Annotated in this window: 23 protein-coding genes; 22 read left to right on the top strand and 1 reads right to left on the bottom strand. The window is 66.9% G+C overall.

Annotated features, from left to right (window positions below; all coding sequences use genetic code 11):
- The first annotated feature begins 4 nt into the window (after positions 1–4).
- The 17 genes from ACOOHP_RS10110 to ACOOHP_RS10030 all read left to right on the top strand — a co-directional run bounded on the left by ACOOHP_RS10110 (position 5) and on the right by ACOOHP_RS10030 (position 16,450).
- Entirely contained in the window at positions 5–1,459 is a 1,455-nt protein-coding gene (locus ACOOHP_RS10110; RefSeq protein ID WP_420466297.1) for an efflux RND transporter periplasmic adaptor subunit, read from the top strand.
- A complete protein-coding gene (locus ACOOHP_RS10105; RefSeq protein ID WP_420466296.1) occupies positions 1,456–4,587 on the top strand; it encodes an efflux RND transporter permease subunit in 3,132 nt (1,043 codons plus the stop codon). Before ACOOHP_RS10110 ends, ACOOHP_RS10105 begins: the two co-directional genes overlap by 4 nt.
- 78 nt (positions 4,588–4,665) lie before the next feature.
- Positions 4,666–5,106, top strand: coding sequence for a hypothetical protein (locus tag ACOOHP_RS10100; RefSeq protein ID WP_420466295.1), 441 nt, complete (start codon positions 4,666–4,668; stop codon positions 5,104–5,106).
- Positions 5,107–5,211: 105 nt separating this feature from the next.
- Positions 5,212–7,068, top strand: coding sequence for a TolC family protein (locus tag ACOOHP_RS10095; RefSeq protein ID WP_420466294.1), 1,857 nt, complete (start codon positions 5,212–5,214; stop codon positions 7,066–7,068).
- A 49-nt stretch (positions 7,069–7,117) separates the two neighbouring features.
- The gene (locus tag ACOOHP_RS10090) at positions 7,118–7,399 is read left to right on the top strand and encodes a hypothetical protein (protein WP_420466293.1); all 282 of its coding nucleotides are present in this window, start codon (positions 7,118–7,120) and stop codon (positions 7,397–7,399) included.
- Positions 7,399–8,862, top strand: a complete 1,464-nt coding sequence (locus ACOOHP_RS10085; protein WP_420466292.1) for a multicopper oxidase family protein — start codon at positions 7,399–7,401, stop codon at positions 8,860–8,862. Before ACOOHP_RS10090 ends, ACOOHP_RS10085 begins: the two co-directional genes overlap by 1 nt.
- Positions 8,863–8,876: 14 nt before the next feature.
- Positions 8,877–9,518, top strand: coding sequence for a c-type cytochrome (locus ACOOHP_RS10080; RefSeq protein WP_420466291.1), 642 nt, complete (start codon positions 8,877–8,879; stop codon positions 9,516–9,518).
- A complete protein-coding gene (locus tag ACOOHP_RS10075; RefSeq protein WP_420466290.1) occupies positions 9,508–10,014 on the top strand; it encodes a YybH family protein in 507 nt (168 codons plus the stop codon). The genes ACOOHP_RS10080 and ACOOHP_RS10075 overlap by 11 nt, the downstream gene beginning before the upstream one ends.
- A gap of 47 nt (positions 10,015–10,061) precedes the next feature.
- Positions 10,062–10,592: a hypothetical protein gene (locus tag ACOOHP_RS10070; protein WP_420466289.1), complete on the top strand. Its 531-nt coding sequence runs from the start codon at positions 10,062–10,064 to the stop codon at positions 10,590–10,592.
- A gap of 40 nt (positions 10,593–10,632) precedes the next feature.
- Positions 10,633–11,109 (top strand): DUF411 domain-containing protein, encoded by a 477-nt coding sequence (locus tag ACOOHP_RS10065; protein ID WP_420466288.1) that lies wholly within the window; start codon positions 10,633–10,635, stop codon positions 11,107–11,109.
- Positions 11,106–12,416 (top strand): type II restriction endonuclease, encoded by a 1,311-nt coding sequence (locus ACOOHP_RS10060; RefSeq protein WP_420466287.1) that lies wholly within the window; start codon positions 11,106–11,108, stop codon positions 12,414–12,416. Before ACOOHP_RS10065 ends, ACOOHP_RS10060 begins: the two co-directional genes overlap by 4 nt.
- Entirely contained in the window at positions 12,413–13,471 is a 1,059-nt protein-coding gene (locus tag ACOOHP_RS10055; protein ID WP_420466286.1) for a rhodanese-like domain-containing protein, read from the top strand. Before ACOOHP_RS10060 ends, ACOOHP_RS10055 begins: the two co-directional genes overlap by 4 nt.
- A 28-nt stretch (positions 13,472–13,499) precedes the next feature.
- A complete protein-coding gene (locus ACOOHP_RS10050; protein ID WP_420466285.1) occupies positions 13,500–14,552 on the top strand; it encodes a hypothetical protein in 1,053 nt (350 codons plus the stop codon).
- 50 nt (positions 14,553–14,602) lie between these two features.
- Entirely contained in the window at positions 14,603–14,908 is a 306-nt protein-coding gene (locus ACOOHP_RS10045) for a hypothetical protein (protein WP_420466284.1), read from the top strand.
- 11 nt (positions 14,909–14,919) lie between these two features.
- Positions 14,920–15,231: a hypothetical protein gene (locus ACOOHP_RS10040; protein ID WP_420466969.1), complete on the top strand. Its 312-nt coding sequence runs from the start codon at positions 14,920–14,922 to the stop codon at positions 15,229–15,231.
- Positions 15,232–15,537: 306 nt separating this feature from the next.
- Positions 15,538–15,765, top strand: a complete 228-nt coding sequence (locus ACOOHP_RS10035) for a four-helix bundle copper-binding protein (RefSeq protein ID WP_420466283.1) — start codon at positions 15,538–15,540, stop codon at positions 15,763–15,765.
- Between the two features lie 271 nt (positions 15,766–16,036).
- Complete coding sequence (locus ACOOHP_RS10030; protein ID WP_420466282.1) at positions 16,037–16,450, top strand: DUF305 domain-containing protein; 414 nt, start codon at positions 16,037–16,039, stop codon at positions 16,448–16,450.
- A gap of 72 nt (positions 16,451–16,522) precedes the next feature.
- Here the strand turns inward: ACOOHP_RS10030 and ACOOHP_RS10025 are convergent, their stop codons facing one another.
- Complete coding sequence (locus tag ACOOHP_RS10025; protein ID WP_420466281.1) at positions 16,523–18,670, bottom strand: TonB-dependent receptor; 2,148 nt, start codon at positions 18,668–18,670, stop codon at positions 16,523–16,525.
- A gap of 302 nt (positions 18,671–18,972) precedes the next feature.
- Here ACOOHP_RS10025 and ACOOHP_RS10020 point away from each other — a divergent pair, with 302 nt between their 5' ends.
- From ACOOHP_RS10020 to ACOOHP_RS10000, 5 genes are all read left to right on the top strand, one after another.
- A complete protein-coding gene (locus ACOOHP_RS10020) occupies positions 18,973–19,443 on the top strand; it encodes a hypothetical protein (protein ID WP_420466280.1) in 471 nt (156 codons plus the stop codon).
- A gap of 160 nt (positions 19,444–19,603) precedes the next feature.
- Positions 19,604–20,062, top strand: coding sequence for a heavy metal-responsive transcriptional regulator (locus ACOOHP_RS10015; RefSeq protein WP_420466279.1), 459 nt, complete (start codon positions 19,604–19,606; stop codon positions 20,060–20,062).
- Positions 20,028–20,621 (top strand): DUF4396 domain-containing protein, encoded by a 594-nt coding sequence (locus ACOOHP_RS10010; RefSeq protein ID WP_420466278.1) that lies wholly within the window; start codon positions 20,028–20,030, stop codon positions 20,619–20,621. The genes ACOOHP_RS10015 and ACOOHP_RS10010 overlap by 35 nt, the downstream gene beginning before the upstream one ends.
- An 8-nt stretch (positions 20,622–20,629) precedes the next feature.
- On the top strand, positions 20,630–21,364 hold the full coding sequence (locus tag ACOOHP_RS10005) for a helix-turn-helix transcriptional regulator (protein ID WP_420466277.1): 735 nt from the start codon (positions 20,630–20,632) through the stop codon (positions 21,362–21,364).
- A 72-nt stretch (positions 21,365–21,436) separates the two neighbouring features.
- A complete protein-coding gene (locus tag ACOOHP_RS10000) occupies positions 21,437–22,306 on the top strand; it encodes a sterol desaturase family protein (protein ID WP_420466276.1) in 870 nt (289 codons plus the stop codon).
- The last annotated feature ends 79 nt before the right edge of the window (positions 22,307–22,385 follow it).

Here is a 22,385-nt window from a genome sequence, read left to right as displayed (position 1 = left end):
GACCATGAAAACCAGATCCGTTCTCGCTGTCGTCGGTGTCGTCGCCCTGTTCGGTGCCGGCGGCTGGTGGCTCGCACAATCGGAAGCGCCGCACAAGCACCAGCTCGAAAAGCGTGTGAACTCCGAGGGCAAGACCTACTACACCTGCTCGATGCACCCGCAGGTGCGGCAGGATGAACCTGGTTCTTGCCCGATTTGCGGCATGAAGCTGACTCAGCGAACCGAGGCTCCCACAGGCGGGATGGTGACGTCGGGAGCCGAGAAGAAGCCGCTGTACTGGTACGACCCGATGCGGCCGGACCAGCATTTTGACAAGCCCGGCAAATCGCCATTCATGGACATGGAGCTCGTGCCCAAGTACGCGGATGAGTCCGCTGGAGCGGCGAGCGCAACGGTGGTGGAAATCGACCCGCGCATGGCACAGAACCTGGGCCTGCGCATCGCACCCGCCAAGACAGGCACGTTCTGGCAGCGCGTGGACGCCGTCGGTAGCGTCGCGCTGGACGAACGCCGCATCGTGACGGTGGAGTCGCGCGCGGCGGGCTGGATCGAGAAGCTGGATGTGCGGGCAGAAGGCGACGTGGTGAAACAGGGGCAGCGTCTGGCCGCGCTCTACTCGCCAGAACTGTTCGCTGCGAGGCAGGAACTGAAGCTCGCCGAGGCGAGCGGCGATGCGGCACTGGTCAAGGCGAGCCAGCAGCGTCTGCGCCTGCTCGGTGGCGGCGCGGGTGCGAGCAGCCAGTCCGGCGTGTTCGCACCGGCGTCGGGCTTCGTGATGGAACTGATGGCGCGCGAGGGCGCGCAGATCGCACCCGGCATGCCGCTGATGAAGCTCGCCGATCTTTCGCAGGTGTGGCTGTTGGTCGAGATTCCGGAGGTGCAGGCCGGCTGGATCAAGGAGGGGCGCAGCGCCGAAGCGCGGCTGAAGTCGCTGCCCGGCAAGGTGTTCGAGGGCCGCGTCGATTACCTGTACCCGCAGCTCGACACGATGACGCGCACGCTGAAAGCTCGCTTGGTGTTCGACAACGCCGAGGGCGCGCTGCGTCCCGGCATGTTCGCGGACGTGACGCTCTTCGGCGGCGCGCAGCGCGACGTCCTGCTCGTGCCGACCGAGGCGGTGATTCGCACCGGCACGCGCACGGTGGTGATGGTGGCCGAGGGCGAAGGCCGCTACCGCCCGGCGCACGTCGAGGCCGGGCCCGAGCGCGATGGCGAGACCGTGATCCTGTCCGGCCTGGAAGCCGGACAGAACGTGGTCGTGTCCGGCCAGTTCCTCATCGACTCCGAGGCCAGCCTGCTCGGTGCCTATCAGCGCATGGGCGCAGGCAGCGGCATGAGCGAGGGCATGCAGAGCGTGGAAGAAATGAAGGACAAGCCCGCGATGGAGGGCATGTCCGACATGCGGCAGAAGTCCGAGATGGAGCCGATGTCCGGCACGAGCATGGAGAAAACCCCGTGATCGCGCGCCTTATCCACTGGAGCATCTACAACCGCTTCCTCGTGCTGATGGCCGCGCTGATGCTGGCCGCCTGGGGTGCGTATTCCACGCTCACCACGCCGCTCGACGCGCTGCCCGACCTCTCGGACACGCAGGTCATCATCCGCACCACGTATCCCGGCCAGGCACCGCAGGTGGTCGAGGATCAGGTCACGTATCCGCTGACCACCACGATGCTGTCCGTGCCCTTCGCCAAGACCGTGCGCGGCTACTCGCTGTTCGGCGAGAGCTTCGTCTACGTGCTGTTCGAGGACGGCACCGACCTTTATTGGGCGCGCTCGCGGGTCCTGGAATACCTGAGCCAGGTGCAGGGCCGTCTGCCTGCCAACGCACGTGCTGCGCTGGGTCCGGACGCGACCGGCGTCGGCTGGATCTACGAGTACGCGCTGGTGGATCGCACGGGCGGGCAGGACATCAGCCAGCTCCGCGCCTTGCAGGACTGGTTCCTGAAGTACGAGCTGAAGTCCGTGCCGAACGTCGCGGAGGTCGCGACACTCGGCGGCTTCAACAAGCAGTACCAGATCGTGCTCGACCCGGATCGGATGCGCGCCTACAAGCTGCCGGTCGAGACGGTGGTGCAGGCGGTGCAGGATGCCAACAGCGAGACCGGTGGTTCGGTGCTGGAGCTGGCCGAAGCCGAGTACATGGTCCGCGCGCGGGGCTACCTGAAGACGCTCGATGACTTCCGCGCGATCCCGGTCGGTCTTGGCGAGAACGGAACGCCCATCCTGCTGCGTGACGTCGCCACCTTGCAGCTCGGGCCCGAGACCCGGCGCGGTATCGCCGAGCTCGATGGCGAAGGGGAAGTCGTGGGCGGCGTGATCGTGCTGCGCTCCGGCACCAACGCGGCGAGCACCATCGAGGCGGTGAAAGCGAAGCTGGAGATCCTGAAGGCCAGCCTTCCCAAGGGCGTGGAGATCGTCGAGACCTACGATCGCTCCGCGCTGATCGAACGCGCGGTGGACAACCTCACGACCAAGCTCCTCGAAGAGTTCGTCGTCGTCGCGCTGATCTGCGTGCTGTTCCTGTTCCACCTGCGTTCGGCCTTCGTGGCCATCCTCACCTTGCCGCTGGGGATTCTCATGGCGTTCACGGTGATGAAGATGCAGGGCATCAACGCCAACATCATGTCGCTGGGCGGCATCGCGATTGCCATCGGCGCGATGGTGGACGCGGCGGTAGTAATGATCGAGAACGCGCACAAGAAGCTCGAGCACTGGAAGCACGAGCACGGAGAGCGCGATCCGGAAGGTGAGGAGCGATTGAGGCTAATGGCCGAGGCCGCGGCCGAGGTCGGTCCAGCGCTGTTCTTCTCCCTGCTCATCATCACCCTGAGCTTCGTACCGGTGTTCACCTTGCAGGCGCAGGAAGGCCGGCTGTTCGCACCTCTGGCCTACACCAAGACCTACGCGATGGCGGCCGCCGCGGGCCTGTCCGTGACCCTGATCCCGGTGCTGATGGTGTGGTTCATCCGTGGAAAGATTCGCGACGAGCAGAGCAACCCGCTCAACCGTTTCCTCATCGCGATCTACCGGCCGGGCATCCACGCGGTGCTGCGGCATCCGCGGGCGACCCTGGTCATCGCGGGGCTCGCGATGGCGGCCTCGATCTGGCCGGCTCTGCAGTTGGGCAGCGAGTTCATGCCGCCGCTGGACGAAGGCGATCTGCTCTACATGCCCACCGCCTTGCCGGGTCTGGCTGTCGGCAAGGGCGCGGAAATTCTCCAGCAGACGGATCGAATTCTAAAAACCTTTCCCGAGGTGCAGCGCGTGTTCGGCAAGATCGGGCGTGCCGAGACCGCGACCGATCCGGCGCCGCTGGAGATGGTCGAGACCACGGTGATGCTCAAGCCGAAGTCCGAATGGCGCGAGGGCCTCACGACCGAGAAGCTGATCGAGGAGATGGACGCGGCGCTGAAGATTCCCGGCATGGGCAATGTCTGGGTGCAGCCGATCCGCAATCGCATCGACATGCTCGCCACCGGCATCAAGTCGCCGGTCGGCATCAAGATCGCGGGGCCGGATCTGGACGTGATCGAGCGCCTGGGCGCCGAAGTGGAGCGCGTGGTGAAGGACATTCCCGGCACCTCGTCGGCGTTCTCCGAGCGCGTGTCCGGCGGGCGCTACATTGAAGTGCATCCGGACCGCATTGCCGCGGCGCGGCTGGGCCTGTCGATTGCCGACGTGCAGCGCATCGTCGCGCTCGCCATCGGCGGCGAGAACATCGGCGAGACGGTGGAGGGCCTGCAACGCTTCCCCATCAACCTGCGCTACCCGCGTGAGCTGCGCGACTCGCTCGACGACCTGCGCGAGCTGCCCATCGTGACCATGAAGGGCGCGACGGTCACCTTGGGGCAGATCGCTGCGGTGGAGATTGCCGACGGCCCGCCGATGATCAAGAGCGAGAACGCGCGACCCAATGGCTGGGTGTATGTGGATATTCGCGGACGCGATCTCGGCGGCTATGTGGCGGAGGCCAAGCGTGTGGTGGGTGAACAGGTGCAGTTGCCGGCGGGCTACTCCATCGCGTGGTCAGGGCAGTTCGAGTACCTGGAGCGTGCCGCCAAGCGGTTGCAACTAGTGGTGCCGTTCACGCTCGCCATCATCCTGCTGCTGCTCTACCTGACCTTCCGCAATTTCGGAGAGGCGCTGCTCATCATGGCGACCTTGCCGTTCGCGCTGGTCGGCGGGCTGTGGCTGATCTACGCGCTGGGTCACAACCTATCGGTCGCGAGCGGCGTCGGCTTCATCGCGCTGGCCGGTGTGTCGGCCGAATTCGGCGTCATCATGCTGATCTACCTGCAGCAGGCCATCGCACAGCGCGAGAAGCGTGGCGCGATGAGCACCGTTGCCGACTTGGAAGACGCGCTCGTCGAAGGCGCAGTGCTGCGCGTGCGGCCCAAGGCGATGACCGTGGCCGTCATCATTGCCGGCCTGCTGCCGCTGTTCTGGGGCGCGGGCACCGGCAGCGAGGTGATGCAGCGCATCGCGGCGCCGATGGTCGGCGGCATGATCACCGCGCCACTGCTGTCGATGTTCGTGATTCCGGCAGCGTACCTGCTGATGCAGCGCCGTCGTCTGCGGGCTTGAGTCGCAACATCGGTCCGGTCTCGAAGTCCGCCACATGCAGAAATTGAACTTCCCTCCGCAGGCGCGTCTAATTGACCCATGCCGCTCCCGTTCTTCCGTCTGCTGATTGGCTTGCTCGTCTGGTGCGTCGGATTCCAGTCCGTCGCGGCCGTGGCGGGCGTGCGCTGCTCGCATGCGGCTGGCCCAGCGGCGATGGCGCATGACATGCCGGCGGGCATGCACCACAGCGCCGGCATGCAGATGGACCACGCCGCCGCGGATGCGCATGCGCATCACCATGCGGACGCGCAGGCCGCGACGTCGCCGGACGATGCGAAGACCGGTCTCGCCATGCTGGGCTGCGAGTGCGGCTGCAACTGCGCCAGCATGGGCTGCGTCGTGAATGGTCTGGGCATTGCCGGCTTCAGCGCGGGCAACGCCTTCGACGTGCCGCCGGCACGTTTCTCCGGCCAGCAGCCGCAAGCCGGCCTGCGCGCAGCGCACGGCCTGGATTTGATCCGACCCCCCAGTAAGTCCTGAGGCAAAGCCGCGGTCGCGGCGCAGGCAAGCCCTGCGCGCGACTGTCCGAGCCCGCCTGCGCCCCTCGCGGTGCGCGTGGCTCCTCAAGACACGTGGGAGGTTTTCGTGGTTTCCCGACTGATGCTGTTGCCGGCGTCCCTGCTGCTGTCAGGGCTCGCCGGTTGTGCCAGCGCGCCCGCCGACTGGGGCCGCGCCGATGTAGGAAAGATGACCGCCGAGCGCGGTCGCGTGGTGCCGCAGGTGGCCGACGCCAAGTCGTTCACGACGCAGGCGCTGAGCAGGCCCCTGAGCGCCGAGACGGCGGTGCAGCTTGCGCTGATCAACAACCCCGATGTGCGCCGCGAAACGGCGCGCCTGGGCTTTGCCGCGGCCGAGGTGTACGACGCCGGGCGGCTCGCCAACCCGACGTTCTCGCTGACGCGGCTGACCGGCGATTCGAGCGCGGGCGCGAACGTGCCGCAGCTCACCCTGGGCCTTGCGTTCAATTTCGCCAACCTGCTGTTCCTGCCGGCCAACAGCCGCTTTGCCGGTGCGCAGTTCGAAGCCGCCAAGCTCGACGTGGCGTCGGTGGCGATGGACCTTGCCGCCGAGGTCGAGAGCGCCTGGTACGAGGCGGTCGGCGCCGACCAGCTCGCGCAGATGCGCGACGCCGCGGCCAGGGCGCAGCGCGCGTCCGCGGACCTCGCGCAGCGCTTCTTCGACGCCGGCAACATCAGCGCACGCGAACTGGCAATGGAAAAGGCGGCGGCGAGCCAGGCGGTGCTGGCCGCGATCTCCGCCCGCGCGCAGGCGGTGGAGTCGCGTGCCGCGCTCAACCGGCTCATGGGCCTGTCCGCCGCGCAGTCGCAGTGGACGCTCGACGCACGGCTGGCCGAGCCGCTGCCGAAGGAGGACGAGGTCGCGGCGCTGCAGAAGCTGGCGCTGGAAAGCCGCCTCGACCTGGCCGGCCTGCGCAGAACGGCGGAGGCGATCGCCGACCGCTTCGGTTTCGAGCGCAGCACGCGGCTGGTCAACGGCATCGAGATCGGCGCGGAGCGCGAACGCGACTTCGACGGCGCGCTCGACGCGGGTCCGACGCTCGCGCTCGAACTGCCGCTGTTCAACTGGGGTGGCGGTCGCGTGGCCGCGGCACGGGCCGCGCTCGACCAGGCCGAAGCCGAACTCGACGGCCGCGTGCTCGACGTCTCCAACCAGGTGCAGCTCGCCGCCGCCAAGGTGCAGGCGACCCGCGCCCTAGCGCAGGAGTTCAAGACCGCGCTGATTCCGCAGCAGGAGGCGGTGGTCGCGCAGATGCAGCTGGAGCAGAACTACATGCTCATCGGCATCTTCGAGCTGATCCTCGCCAAGCAGCAGGAGTACGAGGCCTACGCCGGCTATATCGAGGCGGTGCGCGATTACTGGACCGCGCGCACCGAGCTCGCGCGCGCCGTGGGCCGCAACCTGCCGAGCGCGCAGCAGCCGGCCGACCCGACGCTCGATCCGGCCGAGCTGCTCAAGCCCAAGGGTGGTGGCATGGATCACAGCCGGCACTCGATGGGCGGCATGGAAGGTATGGAAGGTATGGAAGGTATGGAAGGTATGGAAGGTATGGAAGGCATGGAAGGTATGGAGGGGATGGATCACTCCGGGCACGGCGCCGCGCCCGCCGCGGCCGATCCGCACGCCGGCCACGACATGGGCGGCAAGCCGATGGAAGGCATGTCGCACGAGTCGCCACCGGCCGCCGCCAAGCCGCAGGCCAAGACGCCGCAGGGACCCGACTGCGCCGCGCTCACGCCGGCCGAACGCGCAGGGCTCGACCCCAAGGACTCGGTCACGCAGGCCCTGCTCGCGCGTTGCGGCGGCGCGGCTGCGCCCGCGGATCCGCATGCCGGCCACGAAATGAAAGGCATGTCGATGGAAGGCATGGATCACGGCCGTCCATCGCCTGCCGCGCAGCCGGAGTCCGGCCATGCGCACTGAACCCGTTTCCACCGGCGCGAGCCCGCGCCTTGCTCACAGGAGTCTCACGATGAACCGCATCACCCGCCGCTGCTCGATTCTCGCCCTCGTCATTGCCGCACCGCTCGCCTTCGCACACGACCCGGCCGAGCACGCCAAGGAAGCCGCCGCCAAGAATGCCGCGCCCGACTGCGCGGCGATGAAGAACATGGATCACTCGAAGATGGATGCGAACGATCCGGTCATGAAAGCCATGATGGCCAAGTGCGGCGGCGCCGACGCGCACGCCGGCATGGATCACGGCAAGGCGGGCAGCGCGCCAGCCAAGCCCGATGCGCACGGGGGGCACTGATGACTTCCCGACGCGATCTGCTGCAAGCGCTCGCGGTGGGCGGCGCCGGCCTGCTGGCCGGCGTCTCCCGCGCGGCGCAGGCCCAGCACGAGGGCCACGACATGTCCGGCATGAAGATGCCGGAGAAGTCCCTGGAGCCGGTGGCCCCGCCGCCGGAACTCGCACCGCCCGCCGCGCTCAAGCGCCACCCGCAGGGCTATCTGCCGGTGCGCACGCTCAACGGCTGGACCCTGCCGTTCACGATGAAGGGCGGCGTCAAGGAGTTTCATCTCGTCGCCGAAGAGATCGAGCACGAGTTCGCGCCGGGTTCGCGTGCCAAGTGCTGGGGCTATAACGGCACCACGCCGGGGCCGACCATCGAAGTGGTGGAAGGCGACCGCGTGCGCCTGCTGGTCACCAATCGGCTGGGTGAGCCGACCAGCGTGCATTGGCACGGCATCGACCTGCCGGCGGGCTACGACGGCGTTGCCGGCCTAAACCAGCCTTCGATCAAGCCCGGCGAAACCTTCGCGTACGAGTTCACGCTCAAGCAGCACGGCACGCACATGTATCACCCGCATGCCGACGAGATGACGCAGATGGCCTTCGGCATGATGGGCCTATTCATCATCCATCCGAAGGCCGGCGAGGAAGTCCCGGTCGATCGCGACTACGCCTTCCTGCTGCACAACTGGGCGCTGCATCCGGGCACCTACCGACCCGATCCGGCGGTGATGCAGGACTTCGATCTGTGGACCTTCAACAGCAAGGTGTTCCCGGCCATCGAGAACCTGGTGATGCGCACCGGCGAGCGCATGCGCATCCGCATGGGCAATCTCTCCATGTGGAATCACCCCATCCACCTGCACAGCAATCCGTTCTGGGTGACCGGCAGCGACGGTGGCCGCTGGCCCCGCAACCAGTGGCGGCGCGAGGTCACGGAAATCATCGGCGTCGGCCAGATGCGGGACATCGAGTTCATCGCCACCGAACCCGGCGACTGGGCCTTCCACTGCCACATGGCGCATCACACGATGGGGCCGATGGGCCACGCCATTCCCAATCCGGTCGGCGTGGACCAGTCGGGTGTCGAGGCGGAGGTGCGCAAGTTCCTGCCTGGTTACGGCGCGATGGGAAAGTTCGGCATGGCCGAGCACGGCGGGCATGTCGCGATGGGGCTGCCGGGGCCGGACAACACGCTGCCGATGATGACCGGCGAGGGTCAGTTCGGGCCCATCGAGATGGGCGGCATGTTCACCATCGTCAAGGTGCGCGACAACCTCAAGCCCGGCGACTACACCGACCCCGGCTGGTATCGGTATCCGAAGGACAAGATCGCTCGCAAGGTCAGCGCCGATCCCGCGTTCGGCAATCCGCCGCGACGCGATCCCTACGGAAAATCCACCACCGGCCCGCTGGCGCAGCCCACGGTTCCCCCGGGCGAATCCATGCCAGGCATGGACCATTCCAAACACGGTAAGTAAGCGCGAGGCGCACGATGAAGACGCTGAAGATTCTGCTCGCTGCCGGGTTGCTCGCCGGACTCGGCGGGCTCGGCTTTCTCTACTCCGGGCTCTACCCGATGGGCGCAGACGTGCCGCACAACGCGCTCACGTACTGGGCGCTGGAGACGCTGCGCGAGCGTTCCATCGCCCGCGCGATCCGCGACATCGAGGTGCCGCCGCTGGATGATCCGCAGATGCTGCTGGCCGGCGGCGCCGACTACAACGACATGTGTTCGGGCTGCCATTTGAAGCCGGGCAAGACCGGGTCTGACATCAGCCAGGGCCTGTACCCGCAGCCGCCGAATCTGGCGATGAGCGCCGAGGCGCACCACCACGCCGAGGGCGGCGACGGTGGCGGACACGGCGACATGAAGACCAGCGCCGCACGCCAGTTCTGGATCATCAAGCACGGCATCAAGGCCAGCGGCATGGCGGCCTTCGGGCCGACGCACGAGGACGAGCGCATCTGGGCGATGGTCGCGTTCCTGCAGAAGCTGCCGACGCTCAACGCCGTGCAGTACCAGATCCTCACCGCGCGCATGCCGGGCGAGAGCGGCCACGACGAGCATGGCGCGTCCGCGGAAACCCCGGCGACCGGGGCGGACGATGGGCAAGCGGAGGCGCATGCGCACTGAGCGCGCGCCGCGTCGCGCGTTCGGGTGGCCGTGGTCTTCGCACGGAGCGAACGGCTTTGGCCTGATCCTGCTCGTCGCTCTCGTGAGCTTGCCGCCGCCGGTTCACGCTGCCGGCGGCGGGTTCGATGACCCCGTGGCCACCGTGAACCAGTTTCGCGGTGCCCTGCAGGATGGAAGCGTTGCGCAGGTCCTGGGGCTGCTGGCGCCTGATGTTCTCGTCTTCGAGGCGGGCGAACAGCAGACGTCCCGGGACGACTATGCCGCCCATCACCTCAAGGCGGACATCGCATTCCTTGCCAAGGTTTACGTCGACACACTCGGCCAGAACAGTCGTGTCGATGGGAACACCGCCTGGGTCACGACGCGGTCCCGGCTGGTTTCGCGCGAAGCGGACCCGCGGCCGCCGACGACAGTGACCGAGACCATCGTGTTGAACCGCTCGCCGCAGGGCTGGCGGATCGCGCACATCCACTGGTCGTCGTCGGTGTCGCCGTGAGCAGCCGAGACTCGCCTCTGCCCGGTATGGAACGCGATCCCCCGTACGTGGACGCGGCGCTCGATCTGCATGCGGCCCTCATTCCCTTGCTCAGGGTCGTGCTGATCCGTCGTGGCGGCGAATTCTCCACCCTGTGCGAGATCGGCTGTGGATCGGGCCGTGTGCTGCGCGACTGCGCCGAGCGGCTGCCGCAGATCGTCCGCTACGTCGGGCTGCATGACAGCCGCACGCAGACGCAACTCAACCGGGCGCTGTATCGCGACTTCCCGATTCGCTTCGAGTGCGTTTCATTGCTCGAGTGGGTCGCCACGCAGGCTGCGCCCGGCTCGGTCTTTCTCACCGACGCTGACGAACTGCGGTCGTTCGACGCCGCGCTGCTCGGCACGATCTGGCGCTGCTGGCGACAGTCCTTGCGGCCGGCATTGCTCGCCATCGCGATTCCGGTGCCGGTCGGCGCTGCGCCTGGTTTCGAGCTGCCGCTGCTCGCCGACATCCGCCGTCACGCGCGCGCCGTCCGGTATGCCATGGAGATGACCTTCGCGAACCGACAGGTCTGCCTGGTCGTTGCTGAATTCTGAGCCGTCTCTTCACCCCATCACCTGCTCCTGGAGAGCCACGATGAAACTCAAAATCCTGCTGACGGCCATGGTCATCCTGATCGCCGCCTGCGGTGCCAAGGCGCCGGCCGACCAGCCCACCATCGAAGTGTGGAAGAGCCCCACCTGCAACTGTTGCTCGAAGTGGATCGAGTATCTGCGCCAGGAGGGCTTCAACGTCGTGGCGCACAACGAGACGGCGATGAATCCGCTCAAGACCAAGCTCGGCGTACCGCAGTCGCTCGCGTCCTGCCACACCGGCGTCGTGGAGGGCTACGTGATCGAAGGCCACGTGCCGGCCGGCGACATCCGCAAGCTCCTCGCCGACAAGCCCGCCGCACGCGGCCTCGCGGTCCCTGGGATGCCCATAGGATCGCCCGGCATGGAACAGGGCGAGCGCCGCGACGCCTACGAGACCGTACTGTTCACGGCCGAAGGCAGCGCGCAGACCTTCGCCGAACACGGCGACCGCAAGCCCGCCGCCTCGCCACAACCGTGACCGACCTGCGACGCGACGCCTGGCTGCGCCCGCTGCTGGATCAGTGGCGGCGCGACCCCGGCGCGACCTACCTCGGCTGGTTCCTGTGGGAGGAGCGGCTGAAGAACTTCCGCTCGATCCGGCGCGGCGTCGAGGCGGTGGTCGCCGAGATCGAGGCGGATCGCTTCGGCAACGTCTACAAGGGCTCTTCGCTGGAGACCGTGGTCGGGTCCATTGCCGAGCAGCGGCAGATCTTCCGCGGCGCGGACCACGCTTTTCTCTGGAAGCCGAAGCTGCGCATTCCCGACATCTACGAGAGCCGCGTCAATCAGCAGGCTTTCGGGCGCTTTCTCGACACCTGTGCCTGCTGCACGCACGAGGCGCCGGTGCTGTCCGCCATCCGCCAGCTCGACCAGATGAAGATCAAGGGGCTGGGACCGGCGGCGGCGAACCTGTTGTACTTCCTGCATCCCACCCTGGTGCCGCCGTTCAACACCGCCATCGTGCGCGGCTACAACCGCGTGACCGGCGCCAAGGTGAAGCTGGGTCGCTGGGACGAGTATCTGGCCATGCGCGAGGGCATGCTCGCACTCAATGCCGCGCACCGGTCCCTGCTGTCGAACGATCTGGGCGCCATCGCCGGCTTCCTGTTCGACGTGGGTTCGGATCGCTATCCGCTGCCGCCGGACGCCGCCGACGCATCGGCACTCGCGCGCTGGCAGGCGGACCTCGCGCGCGTGCGCGAAGAGAGCACGCGCGAGACGCGGGCGCTGGCCCAGGCCTGCGAGGCCGATCTTACGCACACGCAGGTGCAGGGTTGGCTGCGCGATCTGGGACATGCCCTGGGCTTTCGCGTGTGGGTGGCGAGCAACGATCGCGGGCGCGGCTACGCGCAGGGCCATCTCGGCGACGGCTGTCTCGACGTGCTGCCGGCGCCGATCGCGAACTGCGGCGCGGAAGACACCATCCGGCTGATCGACGTGCTGTGGCTGTCGGCCGAGCACGACAGCGTCGCGGCCGCCTTCGAGGTGGAGCACAGCACCAGCATCTACTCCGGCATCGTGCGCATGCTCGATCTCGCGCTGGGGCTGCCGGATCATCTGGCGAGCGCGTACTTCCTGGTCGCGCCGGATGACCGCGAGGACGCCGTGCGCGCGCAGTTCGCGCGGCCCGCCTTCAGCCGCGTTGCGGAACTCGACCTGCGCTTCCTGCCCTACGAGGCGCTGCGCACGAACCGCGAGCCGATGGCGCGCTTCGGCTCCGGCCTCAAGGCGGTGCAGGCGATTGCCAGGCCGCTGGGTATCGCCGTGCGGACCGCCGCCGCATGATGCCCGGCCGAATCTCGCCCGACGCGCTGCTCGCAAGACTCGAACGGCCGGAGCCGCTGCTGCTGCTCGACGTGCGTCGCCCGGGCAGCCTGCAGAAGCAGCCCTTCGGCATCAGCGGCGCGATCCCCGTGGTGCTCAAGGCCGTCGGCACCGAGCTTCCCGACATCGAGCGCGAGCGCGAGATCGCGGTCTACTGCCTCTGCGCGGGTCAGGCGTCGAGCACGCGCGTGGCGCAGTGGCTGATCGAGGCCGGCTATCGGCGCGTCTCGGTGCTCGAAGGCGGACTGCCCGCCTGGCGCGCCGCGAACCTGCCGATCTGGCAGGTGGTGATGAGTCCCGACCTGCGCTGGACGCCGCTGGAAAGCCTGCTGCCCGCGGGTCGTGAGCAGGGCACCTCCGGCACGCTGATCGCCGAGCGCGCGTTTCTCTCCGGCGTCCCGCTGCCCACGCGCCGCGACATGGCCGTGCTGTTCGTGGACATGGTGAATTCCACCAGCCTGGTGACCACGCGCCCGGCCGAGGTCGTGCTGGCGCTGGTGCAGGCGTTCATGGAGATCGTGGTCCAGGTCGCCGTGCAGCACTGCGGCGACGTGCACGACTTCGAGGGCGACGGCGCGATGCTGTATTTCTCCGACGTTGCAGACGCGCTGCCGGCCGCGCTCGCCCTGCGTCGCCAGCTCCTGCATGCGCGCGCACTCAATGCACTGATGCCGCCGGCGCGGATCGCGCTCGACGCCGGGCCGCTGGTGATCGGTCATGTCGGCACGCGCGAGCGGCGTGGCCTGTGCTTCATCGGCCCGAGCATCAACACCGCCGCGCGCATCCTCAAGCAGGCGCCGCCGGGCGGCATCGTCGCGACCTCGGGCGTGATCCGGCAGGGCCGGTTGAGCGTCCCGGAATGTGCCCAGCCGTTCTCGCGCATGCCCAACCGGCTGCACCTCAAGGGCTTCGACACAAGCGTGTCGGTGTACCTGTCGCTGCCCGCGGTCGAGGACCTGGCGCTGCCGGCGTCCAACCCTGAACAAAAGCGCGACGCGGAATTGCCCGCCTCGTGAACAACGCGGTCCCCCTGGAGAGAGAACGATGCAACGCAGAAAGACCTGGTTCGCAAGAACCTCCGCCGCAACGATGCTCGGGTTGTCCTTCGCAGCTTCCGCGCAGGACAGCGCCGATGCCTACCCGGTGATCCCGCTGGCCTCGCCCCCATCGCCCTCGCTGCACGCCGGCCACGCGCCGCGCCTGTCGCCCGCGGGCGTGATGCTGGGTCACAGCGGCAAGTGGATGCTCGGCTACGAGTTCGGATACGAACGCATGAACGGCAATCTCGACGGCTCCGATCGCATCCGGACCAGCGAGATTCTCCAGTCCTTCTTCGCATCGCCGACCGAGATGCGAATGCAGATGCACATGGCGACGCTGATGTACGCGCCGCGCGAGGGCCTGTCGCTGATGGCGATGGTGCCCTACCTGGTGAAGGACATGGATCACCTCACGGTGGACGGCGAGCGCTTCAAGGAAGAGACCGATGGCCTCGGCGACATCGAGCTGCGCGCGCATTACACGGTGCACGAGAGCGCCGACCACCAGCACCTCGTCTACTTTAACGGCGGCGTGGCCCTGCCCACCGGCTCGATCAACGAGCGCCTCAACGGCGCGCGCCTCGAATACCCGATGCAGCTCGGCGCGGGCACCGTCTCGGTGCTGCCGGGGCTGAGTTACATCGGGCAGCAGGCGGACTGGGGCTGGGGCATGGACCTGCAACCGACGTTGCGCATCGACGAGAACCGCTACGACTACCGCCTCGGCAACCAGTACCGCATCAATGCCTGGGCAATGCGCCGGCTCAGTGAGTCACTCAACGTCTCGTTGCGTGCCGATGCGCGACGGATCGAGAACATCGAGGGCGCGGACGAGGCGCTGGATCGCGAGGACGAACCAACCAAGGACCCTAACCTCCAGGCCGGCCGTCGCATCGACGTGCTGCTCGGCCTCAACTTCCAGCCCTCCGGCGGCAGCGGCGTCGAGAACCAGCGCTTCTACTTCGAGGCCGGTGTGCCGGCCTACCAGTCGCTCGATGGCCCACAGCTCAAGTCCACATTTATTGGTCGCCTGAACTGGCAATGGCATTTCAACTGATGCCGCGTTGCCGATCCCCCTTCCACTCCATTGTCCACGCTCCAACTCCCATGACCTCACTTCGCATCGCCGCACTTTCGTCGAGCCTGCTGCTGTCAGCCTGTTCATCGCTCGGGCCGTTCAAGGAAGCGGACGCCAACCAGGACGGTGCCGTCAGCCACGACGAGGCGGCGGCGCGCTCTGAAGAACTGGCATCGCTGTACAACACCGCAGACGAAGACAAGGACGGCGTGCTGAACGAAGAAGAGTACGAGTACGTGCGCGCCTTCCTGCAGGAGTCGCGCACTTCGACTCACGAGGGTCCGCCGAGGACACGAGCGGGGTCCGGCGGCGGCGGCGACGGGCACTCCCACTGAATGTTTTCTTGATGGTGAATCGATATATGAAAAACAGAACGATGGTCCCGCTGGTGCTCAGCTTGATCCTGGGTGCCTGTGCCAGCGCCGGCTCATTCGGACGGACCGATGCGGATGACGACGGCCGGATCAGCCGCGACGAAGCAGCTCGCGCGGAATCGCTCGTCGCGGTATTCGATTACGCGGATGCCAACCAGGACGGCTATCTGAGCAGCGGGGAGTTCGATAGCGCGCAAGAGGTGCTGCGCGCGTCCGGCGATTCGCACCCGGAAGGTCCGGGCGCGGGTGGCGGCGGACACTCCGGAGACGGCCACCAACACTGAGGCAGGCGCGCGCCATGGCCGTATCGACCGTCGGTCGCCTTGCCAGGCGCGCAAGGCGCATTCCTGTGCGCGTTGCCTCGCCCGCCTCTTCCGGGGCGCTCGCTCTGGCCCATGGCTCAGCTAGGTAGAGAAGCGCGGCGGGCACGGCCGTTGCGACGAGCGACGTACGCGGGCAACCGCCCGCCCGACCTCCGGAGACACCCCATGTCACACGAGCAGCATCAATCCTGCATCTCTGCTTGCAATGCCTGCGCCGACGCTTGCGATCACTGCGCCACCGCCTGCCTCGCCGAAAAGGACCCGGCGATGATGGCGGACTGCATCCGCAACGACATCGACTGCGCCGCCATCTGTCGTCTCGCGGCCGGCTTCATGGCACGGGGCAGCATTCATGCGAAAGAGGTGTGCGCGCTCTGCGCGCATATCTGCGAAACCTGCGCCGAAGAGTGTGCCAAGCATCCGCACAGCCACTGCCAGGCCTGCGCGGAAGCCTGCCGCAAATGCGCTGCGGAGTGTCGGAAGATGGCGGCCTGATCGGCACGCCGCATCTTCAACACTTTGCCATTGGGCCTGTTGGGTTCCAGCGAAGCGAACCTGGTTGCAGGCCGCAAGGGTCAAAGGCCCGCATGCATTGCGCACGCAACGCCTTGGGCGAGCGTGCAGTTCGCGGGCGGGCAGCACCGCTGCTCTCGCCCGGGTTCTTTCCAGGGCCATGACTTTTGTGGGGGACGCAAAGCGGGCACGGCGGATGCGGGTTCCAAGGCACGCGGGCACTCGCCCGCAGTGTGACTTCAGGAGACTTACGATGACCCGCTTCAAGCGTTCCAGCGTAACGGCCTGCGCCGCAGCGATGTCGGCTGCGGTCATGCTTGCCACCCCGATGTGGGCCCATGCCGACGGAATGTCGGCGCACGATACCAAGACCATGCCCTCCGCCTCGATGGGTGACTCCAAGGGCGGGATGAAGATGGACGGCATGAAGGGCATGGAAGGCATGTCCATGACCGGCGATGTGGACTATGACTTCGCGGCCAATATGCGCATGCATCACATGAAAGCGCTCGAAATGTCGCAAGCCCAGATCAAGAACGGCAAGAACCCGCAGATGGTGCAGATGGCCAAGGACATCAACGCCGCGCAGAAGAAGGAACTCGCCGCCTTCGATCAGTGGCTGGCAGCGCACAAGAAGGTTATGCCGGACGCGATGTCGTCGAAGTAGAGCGCGGAGACAAGTGCGGTGAGGCTCGTCCCACCGCATTCGTCTGCTGACCTGCTGCCCGGCGTGACCGCCTCAAAAAGTCGCCGTCACGCTCGCCCGCACCGTCAGCGGTGCCCCGGGAAGACTGTTGTTGTCGTTGTGCGCGTTGACGAAGTAATCCTCGCCGCCGAGGTTCTCCAGGTTGAGCTGGGCGCGGAAGCGCGGGCTGTACTGGTAGAACAACGCGCCATCGACCCGCGTGTAACCGTCCAGCTTCACGGCATTGCTGGTGCTGGCGAAGACCGAGCTGCGGTTGAACACCCCGATCCCGGCGCCCCACTGCGGGTGGAAATCGTAACGGTTCCAGAGCGACACGCTGTGGCGCGGCAGATTCGCAAGGTCAGCGCCGTCCTGCGCGGTGGCGCCGCTGGTCGCATTCAGTTCGCCGTCCTGATAGGCGTAACCGCCGGCGATGCTCCAGGCCTTGGTCACATACCCGCTGACGCCGAACTCGACGCCCTGGGTTCGTGCGCCATCCCCGAGGATGCTGGTCCCCGCCGTCGGGCCCGGCAGGATCACCTTGTCACGATCGAGCTGGTACACCGCCAGGGTGAGAGCCAGGTTGGGCCGCACATCCCACTTCGCGCCGACCTCGTAGTTCGTGTACTCCTCGGGATCGAACGAGGCGTTGGTCGGCGTCAGGGAGCCGAGCTGCTCACCCGCGCGCGGCAGATAGCTCACCGAGTAGCTGGCGTAGATCGAAGCCGCTTTGATCGGCTTGTAGATCAGGCCCACGCGCGGCGACAGCAGGTCGTCCTTGGCGTCGATCCGGCGATCCGCCGGCGCGGCGTCGGTCCGCCGGTTCTCGAATTCGGTGTCGTAGCGGTCGTAGCGCAGGCCGAGCACGACGTCGAACTGCGAGGACAACGACAGCTGATCCTGCAGATACACCGCGGCGATGGTGGTCTCGTTCTCGTTGTTGCCGTCGCTCGATCCGCCTTGCACAAAGGCCACGAGCGGTTCGCTGAAATTGGGGCTGCTCGCCGCTGCGATGAAGGTGCTGTCCGGATCGGCATCGGCATCCGCGCCATCGGTGAAGCGCGCGCTGAGCCGCAGATTGTCGGTGAGCTGGCGGCCGAACTCCGCACCCGCCAGCAAGATGTGCTCGACGGCGCCGGTCTCGAGCTTGTAGACCAGGTCGGTCTGGTTGAACAGGTTGTCGCGCTCCGTCGTCGCGATGTACCCCTGGAACGGCACCGTGCCGTCCGCCGCGACGGGGCCGCTGGCAAATACGTTCTGGTAATACTTGTCGTAGCGGCCGTAAAGCGTGCGATTGACCAGGGTCAGGCCGCCGCCGAAGTCGTGATCCAGCGTCACACTGGTGACATTGAGCTCGGTGCCGGTCGGGCTGTTTCCGGGATCGCCGAAAAACGTCGATTCGTCGGTATCGAACGGCTTGCCGTTGCGCGAGGGCACGCCGCGATCGGCCACGCGCTCGTCGAAGAAATATTCGTGGCCGAGCGTCACCGCTGTGGCGGGTCCGACCACGAGGCGCAGCGTGGGATTGACCCCGCGGCGTTCGAGCGCGACATCGTCGCGATAGCTCTCGCTGTCCTCGATCACGCCGGTCACCCGCGCGGCTACGTTGGGGTTGAATCCCTGGCCCCAATCGAACGTGGCGCGCTTGTTGTCGAAGCTGCCGCCCTGAAGCGACACCTCTCCATGACTGCGGCCATCGGCCACGCGCGTAATGCGGTTGATCACGCCGCCCACACCGCCGCGGCCGAAGATCATGGCGTTGGGACCCTTGAGGACTTCCACGCGCTCAATGTTGTAGAGGTCGCGGTAATACTGTACGTCGTCGCGCAGACCGTTGACGAAGAAATCCGAGGTGCTCACGTTGCCGCGGAACACCGGTGCTTCGCGATTGCCTTCGCCCTGCGCCATGCCGACGCCGGGCACGTAGCGCACCACGTCGGCGAGGTTCTGCGCGGACTGATCCTCCACCTGCGCGCGGGTCACCACTGTGATCGATTGCGGCACATCGACCAGGGGAGTGTCGGTGCGCGTGGCGGTGCTGCTCGAGCTGCTGTGGTAGCTGTCACCGTCAGGCGCGTCGCCGCGAACCTCGATGGTTTCAAGCGTGACGGCAGGGTCGGAATCGGCCGACTGCGCAACAGTCGGCCAGGCCAGGGAGGAAAGGAGAGCAGCCGCGAACGGCGTTAAGCGAAACGAAGGCATTGAGAGTACCGGTGGAATCAGGACAGCAGTCCGGTACACCGCATGGAGACAGTGACCGGGGCTTGCGTCACTCCCGGTACCACATGGACTCGAAGCCCGTGCTTGCCTACGTGACGGTCGCGATTATCGCGGAGAACCTGCGGGGAAGTCACTACCGCAAGATGCACTTGGGCGTTCGCGCGCCGCACTGCTTCCGGAAGACTCGCGATGACTCGAAGCGTCGCGCCGACCGAATGACTACTCCATCGAATCGAGCCACGCTGCGGGCAGATCGTTCCAAATCTCCCCGGACGCGATTGCCGATGACCGCCCTCGCAAACTGGAAAGCGCCTGCCTGTTTGATGGCCGCGCTTGCGCTGATCAGCTTTCCGGTGTACCTCGCCTGGGAATGGATCCAGTGCCAGCCATTCTTCGTGCATCGCGCGGCGCCCCCGACCTTGGCTTCGATGCTGATCGCAACACTCGGCGATGTGTTGCTGACCCTGATCGCGTACTGCGCGGTGGCCGCGGTTTACGGCGCTTCGTGGCCGCTGCGGAACTGGACCTTCGGGGTATGGATTGCGCTGCTGGTCGTAGCGCTGATTCTGAGCATCGCCGTTGAGACCTACGCCTTGCAGACGTATCGATGGGCGTACACCGACGCTGCGCCGCTGTTTCTCGGCACGCCGATTTCGGTGCTGCCGGCGGCGCAGTTGCTGGTCCTGTTCCCGCTCAGCTTTCCCCTCGCACGCGCGCTGACCCGGCGAATCGTGCAGACCGGAATCCTGCGATGACTGCGCGGCAAGCGTCCGGCCCTTTCAGTCTGCCGAGCAGGCGGTTCCGGTCTGGTTGCGGCGACGAGCACTCGCCCGACGCCCAGAGTACCGACCAACGGTCTTGACCCTGGAGTAGGCTCCAGACCGCAGCATGACCGCGAGGTTGGAGAAAGCCCCCATGTCCAAAACCACCATCGGTAATGCCGCGAAAGCGGCCGGCGTCAGCATCGACACCGTGCGCTATTACGAGCACGAGGGCCTGCTGTCGCGCGCACAACGCACGGCCAGCGGCTATCGCCTGTACAGCGAAGCCGACGTCACCCGGCTGCGTTTCATTCGCCAGGCCAAGGCGCTCGGCTTCACGCTGGAAGACATCGCCGAGCTACTGCGTCTGCAGGACGGTGGTGGACCGCGCGCGAAGGTGCGTGCGAAGGCACGGGAACGCATCGAAGACCTCGACCGCAAGATCCGCGAACTGAGCGCCATCCGCGACGCCCTCGTCGCACTGGAAGCGCAGTGTTGCGGCAGCGGACCGGTCGCCGGCTGCCCGATCATCGAGGGCGTGCAGGCGGTTTCTCTCGCAATGCCTACGGAGTCATCCCATGAACGCAACACATCCTCACGCACCCGCCGCTGACGGCGCCGCCTGCTGCCACGCCAAGCCCAAGGTCGAAGCGCCTGCCGAGGCTCACTGTGCGTCGAAGGCGGCGGCCCCGCCCGCGTCAGCGCATCACGCACATCACGCGCATCACGGCCACGCCGGTCACGGCGGCGGCTCGATGTTCGGGCTGACCACCTCGGCGACGATTCACTGTCTCACGGGCTGCGCCATCGGCGAGTTCATTGGCCTCGCCATCGGCGTGTCGCTGGGCCTGAATCCCTGGGCGACGATGGCGCTCGCCACCGCGCTGGGCTTCGTCAGCGGTTACACGCTCGGTCTGTGGCCGCTGGTGAAGCAGGGCATGAGCTGGGGCGCGGCGTTCAGGACGCTGTGGCTGGGCGAGACGATTTCCATCGCGGTGATGGAGTTCGCGATGAACTTCACCGACTACCACGTCGGCGGCGTCACGGCCGGCTCCATCTTCGCGCCGCAGTTCTGGATTGGATATCTCCTCGCGCTGCCCGCCGGCTTCGTCGCCGCCTGGCCGGTGAACTGGTGGCTGCTCAAGCGCAGCATCAAGCAGCCTTGCCACTGAGGATCTGAATGGCCGCAGGCTGGAAGGGCGCGGCGCGCATGGGCCTGGGCTGGGGCCTGTTCACGGGCGCGGCCGGTGACAACCGGCCGCATGCCCATCACGCGATCCAGGTACTGCTCGCGGATGCGCCGAAGCGCGTGTGGACGTCGCAGCGCGGCTGGCAGGAGGTGCGAGGTCTGATGATCGGGCCGGACCTCGCACATGCGCTCGCACCCGGCGCGGAGCGGGTGACGCTGATCTATGTCGAGCCGGAATCGGAGAGCGGTGCCCGCTTGCGTCTGGCCCTGAGCGAGGGCGTTCGCGAGTTGACGGACGCCGAGAGAATCGCGATCCAGCGAGCGTTCGAAGCCGATCCGGCGACGCAGCCGGACCGTGTGCTCGTTCACGCGCTGGAACCCAGCGTGGAGTCTGAACCGGCATCGAGGCCCGATCCCGTGATCGACCGCATCATCGCCTCGATTCCCTCGCGTCTCGAACGGCCCGTCTCCGCCACGCAGCTCGCCGAGGCGGCGGGGTTGTCGGCCAGCCGCTTCCAGCATCGTTTCCGCGCGCGCACCGGTCTGGCACTCCGACCGTATCTGCGCTGGCGGCGACTGCTGATCGCGATCGCGGCGGTGATGCACGGCGAGTCGCTGACCGACGCCGCCCTGTCCGGCGGCTTCGCCGATGCCGCGCACTTCACCCGCACCGTGCGCCGACACTTCGGCATCACACCGGGAATGATGGCCGCGCTCGGCCGGTAGTCCGTTCGTTCAAGACGTAGCGGTGTCCGGCTCGCATGCTTCCAATACAAAGGAGATGCACCGGAACCCGCAATGAAAACCCTGATCCGCTACCTCGCTTATCCCGCGCTTGCGGGCAGCATCCTCTTGCTGCTGGTCGTGCTCGCGAGTCGGGGCATCGCGTACTGGCCGACGTTTCCGCTGATCGCGTTCGCCGGCATCGCGGCGGTGGCGCTACTCGAACGCATCGCACCGTTCGAGCCGGATTGGAATCGCGATCACGCGGGCGACACGCGCGTGGATGCGCTGCACCTGATCGTGAGCACGCTGCTGATCCATTCCGGTGTTGCCATGGCCTTCGGCTTGCGCGCGCTGCTGCCGGAAGCCAGCGCGCTGTGGCCGGGCGCTGCCCCGATGTGGGCGCAGGTCCTGCTGGCCGGCGCGATTCTCGACCTGGGCCTGTATGCGATGCACCGCGCCAGTCACGCGCATGGATTCCTTTGGCGTCTGCACGCGATCCATCACAGCTCCGAGCGGCTGTACTGGCTCAACGGCGGGCGACGCCATCCGCTGTCGGCGCTGGTCCTCGCGGTGCCGGGCCTGACCGCGCTGCTCGCGCTCGGTGCCACGCCCATCGCGGTCGGTGCGTGGCTGAGCTTCATGAGCGTGCATCTGGCGTTCCAGCACGCCAACCTCGACTACCGGCTCGGACCTCTGCGGTATCTGCTGGGCGTCGCAGAGATGCACCGCTGGCATCACAAGCGCGAGTTCGAGGATGCGCAGGTCAACTACGGCGAGGTGTTCCTGATCTGGGATCGACTGTTCGGCACGTTCCACGATGCACCGCGCAGCCCGGCGCAAGGAGAGATCGGACTGCAAGACAACACGATGCCGGAACAGTACACGGCGCAGCTGCTATGGCCGTTCCGAGAAACGGACGCACAGCGGCGAACGATTCGCTAGGCATGCACCTTTCGATAAGCTGAGGACCTTGGCATCTGCAACGGCCCAAAGTCGCCTCGACAAAATTCGCGGCCAGGAA

The sequence above is a fragment of the Panacagrimonas sp. genome (assembly GCF_965216805.1).
In the GTDB taxonomy this organism is placed as follows: domain Bacteria; phylum Pseudomonadota; class Gammaproteobacteria; order Nevskiales; family Nevskiaceae; genus Panacagrimonas.
The sequence above is the reverse complement of the archived record's forward strand: the minus strand, read 5'-3'. Positions and strand labels throughout refer to the sequence as shown.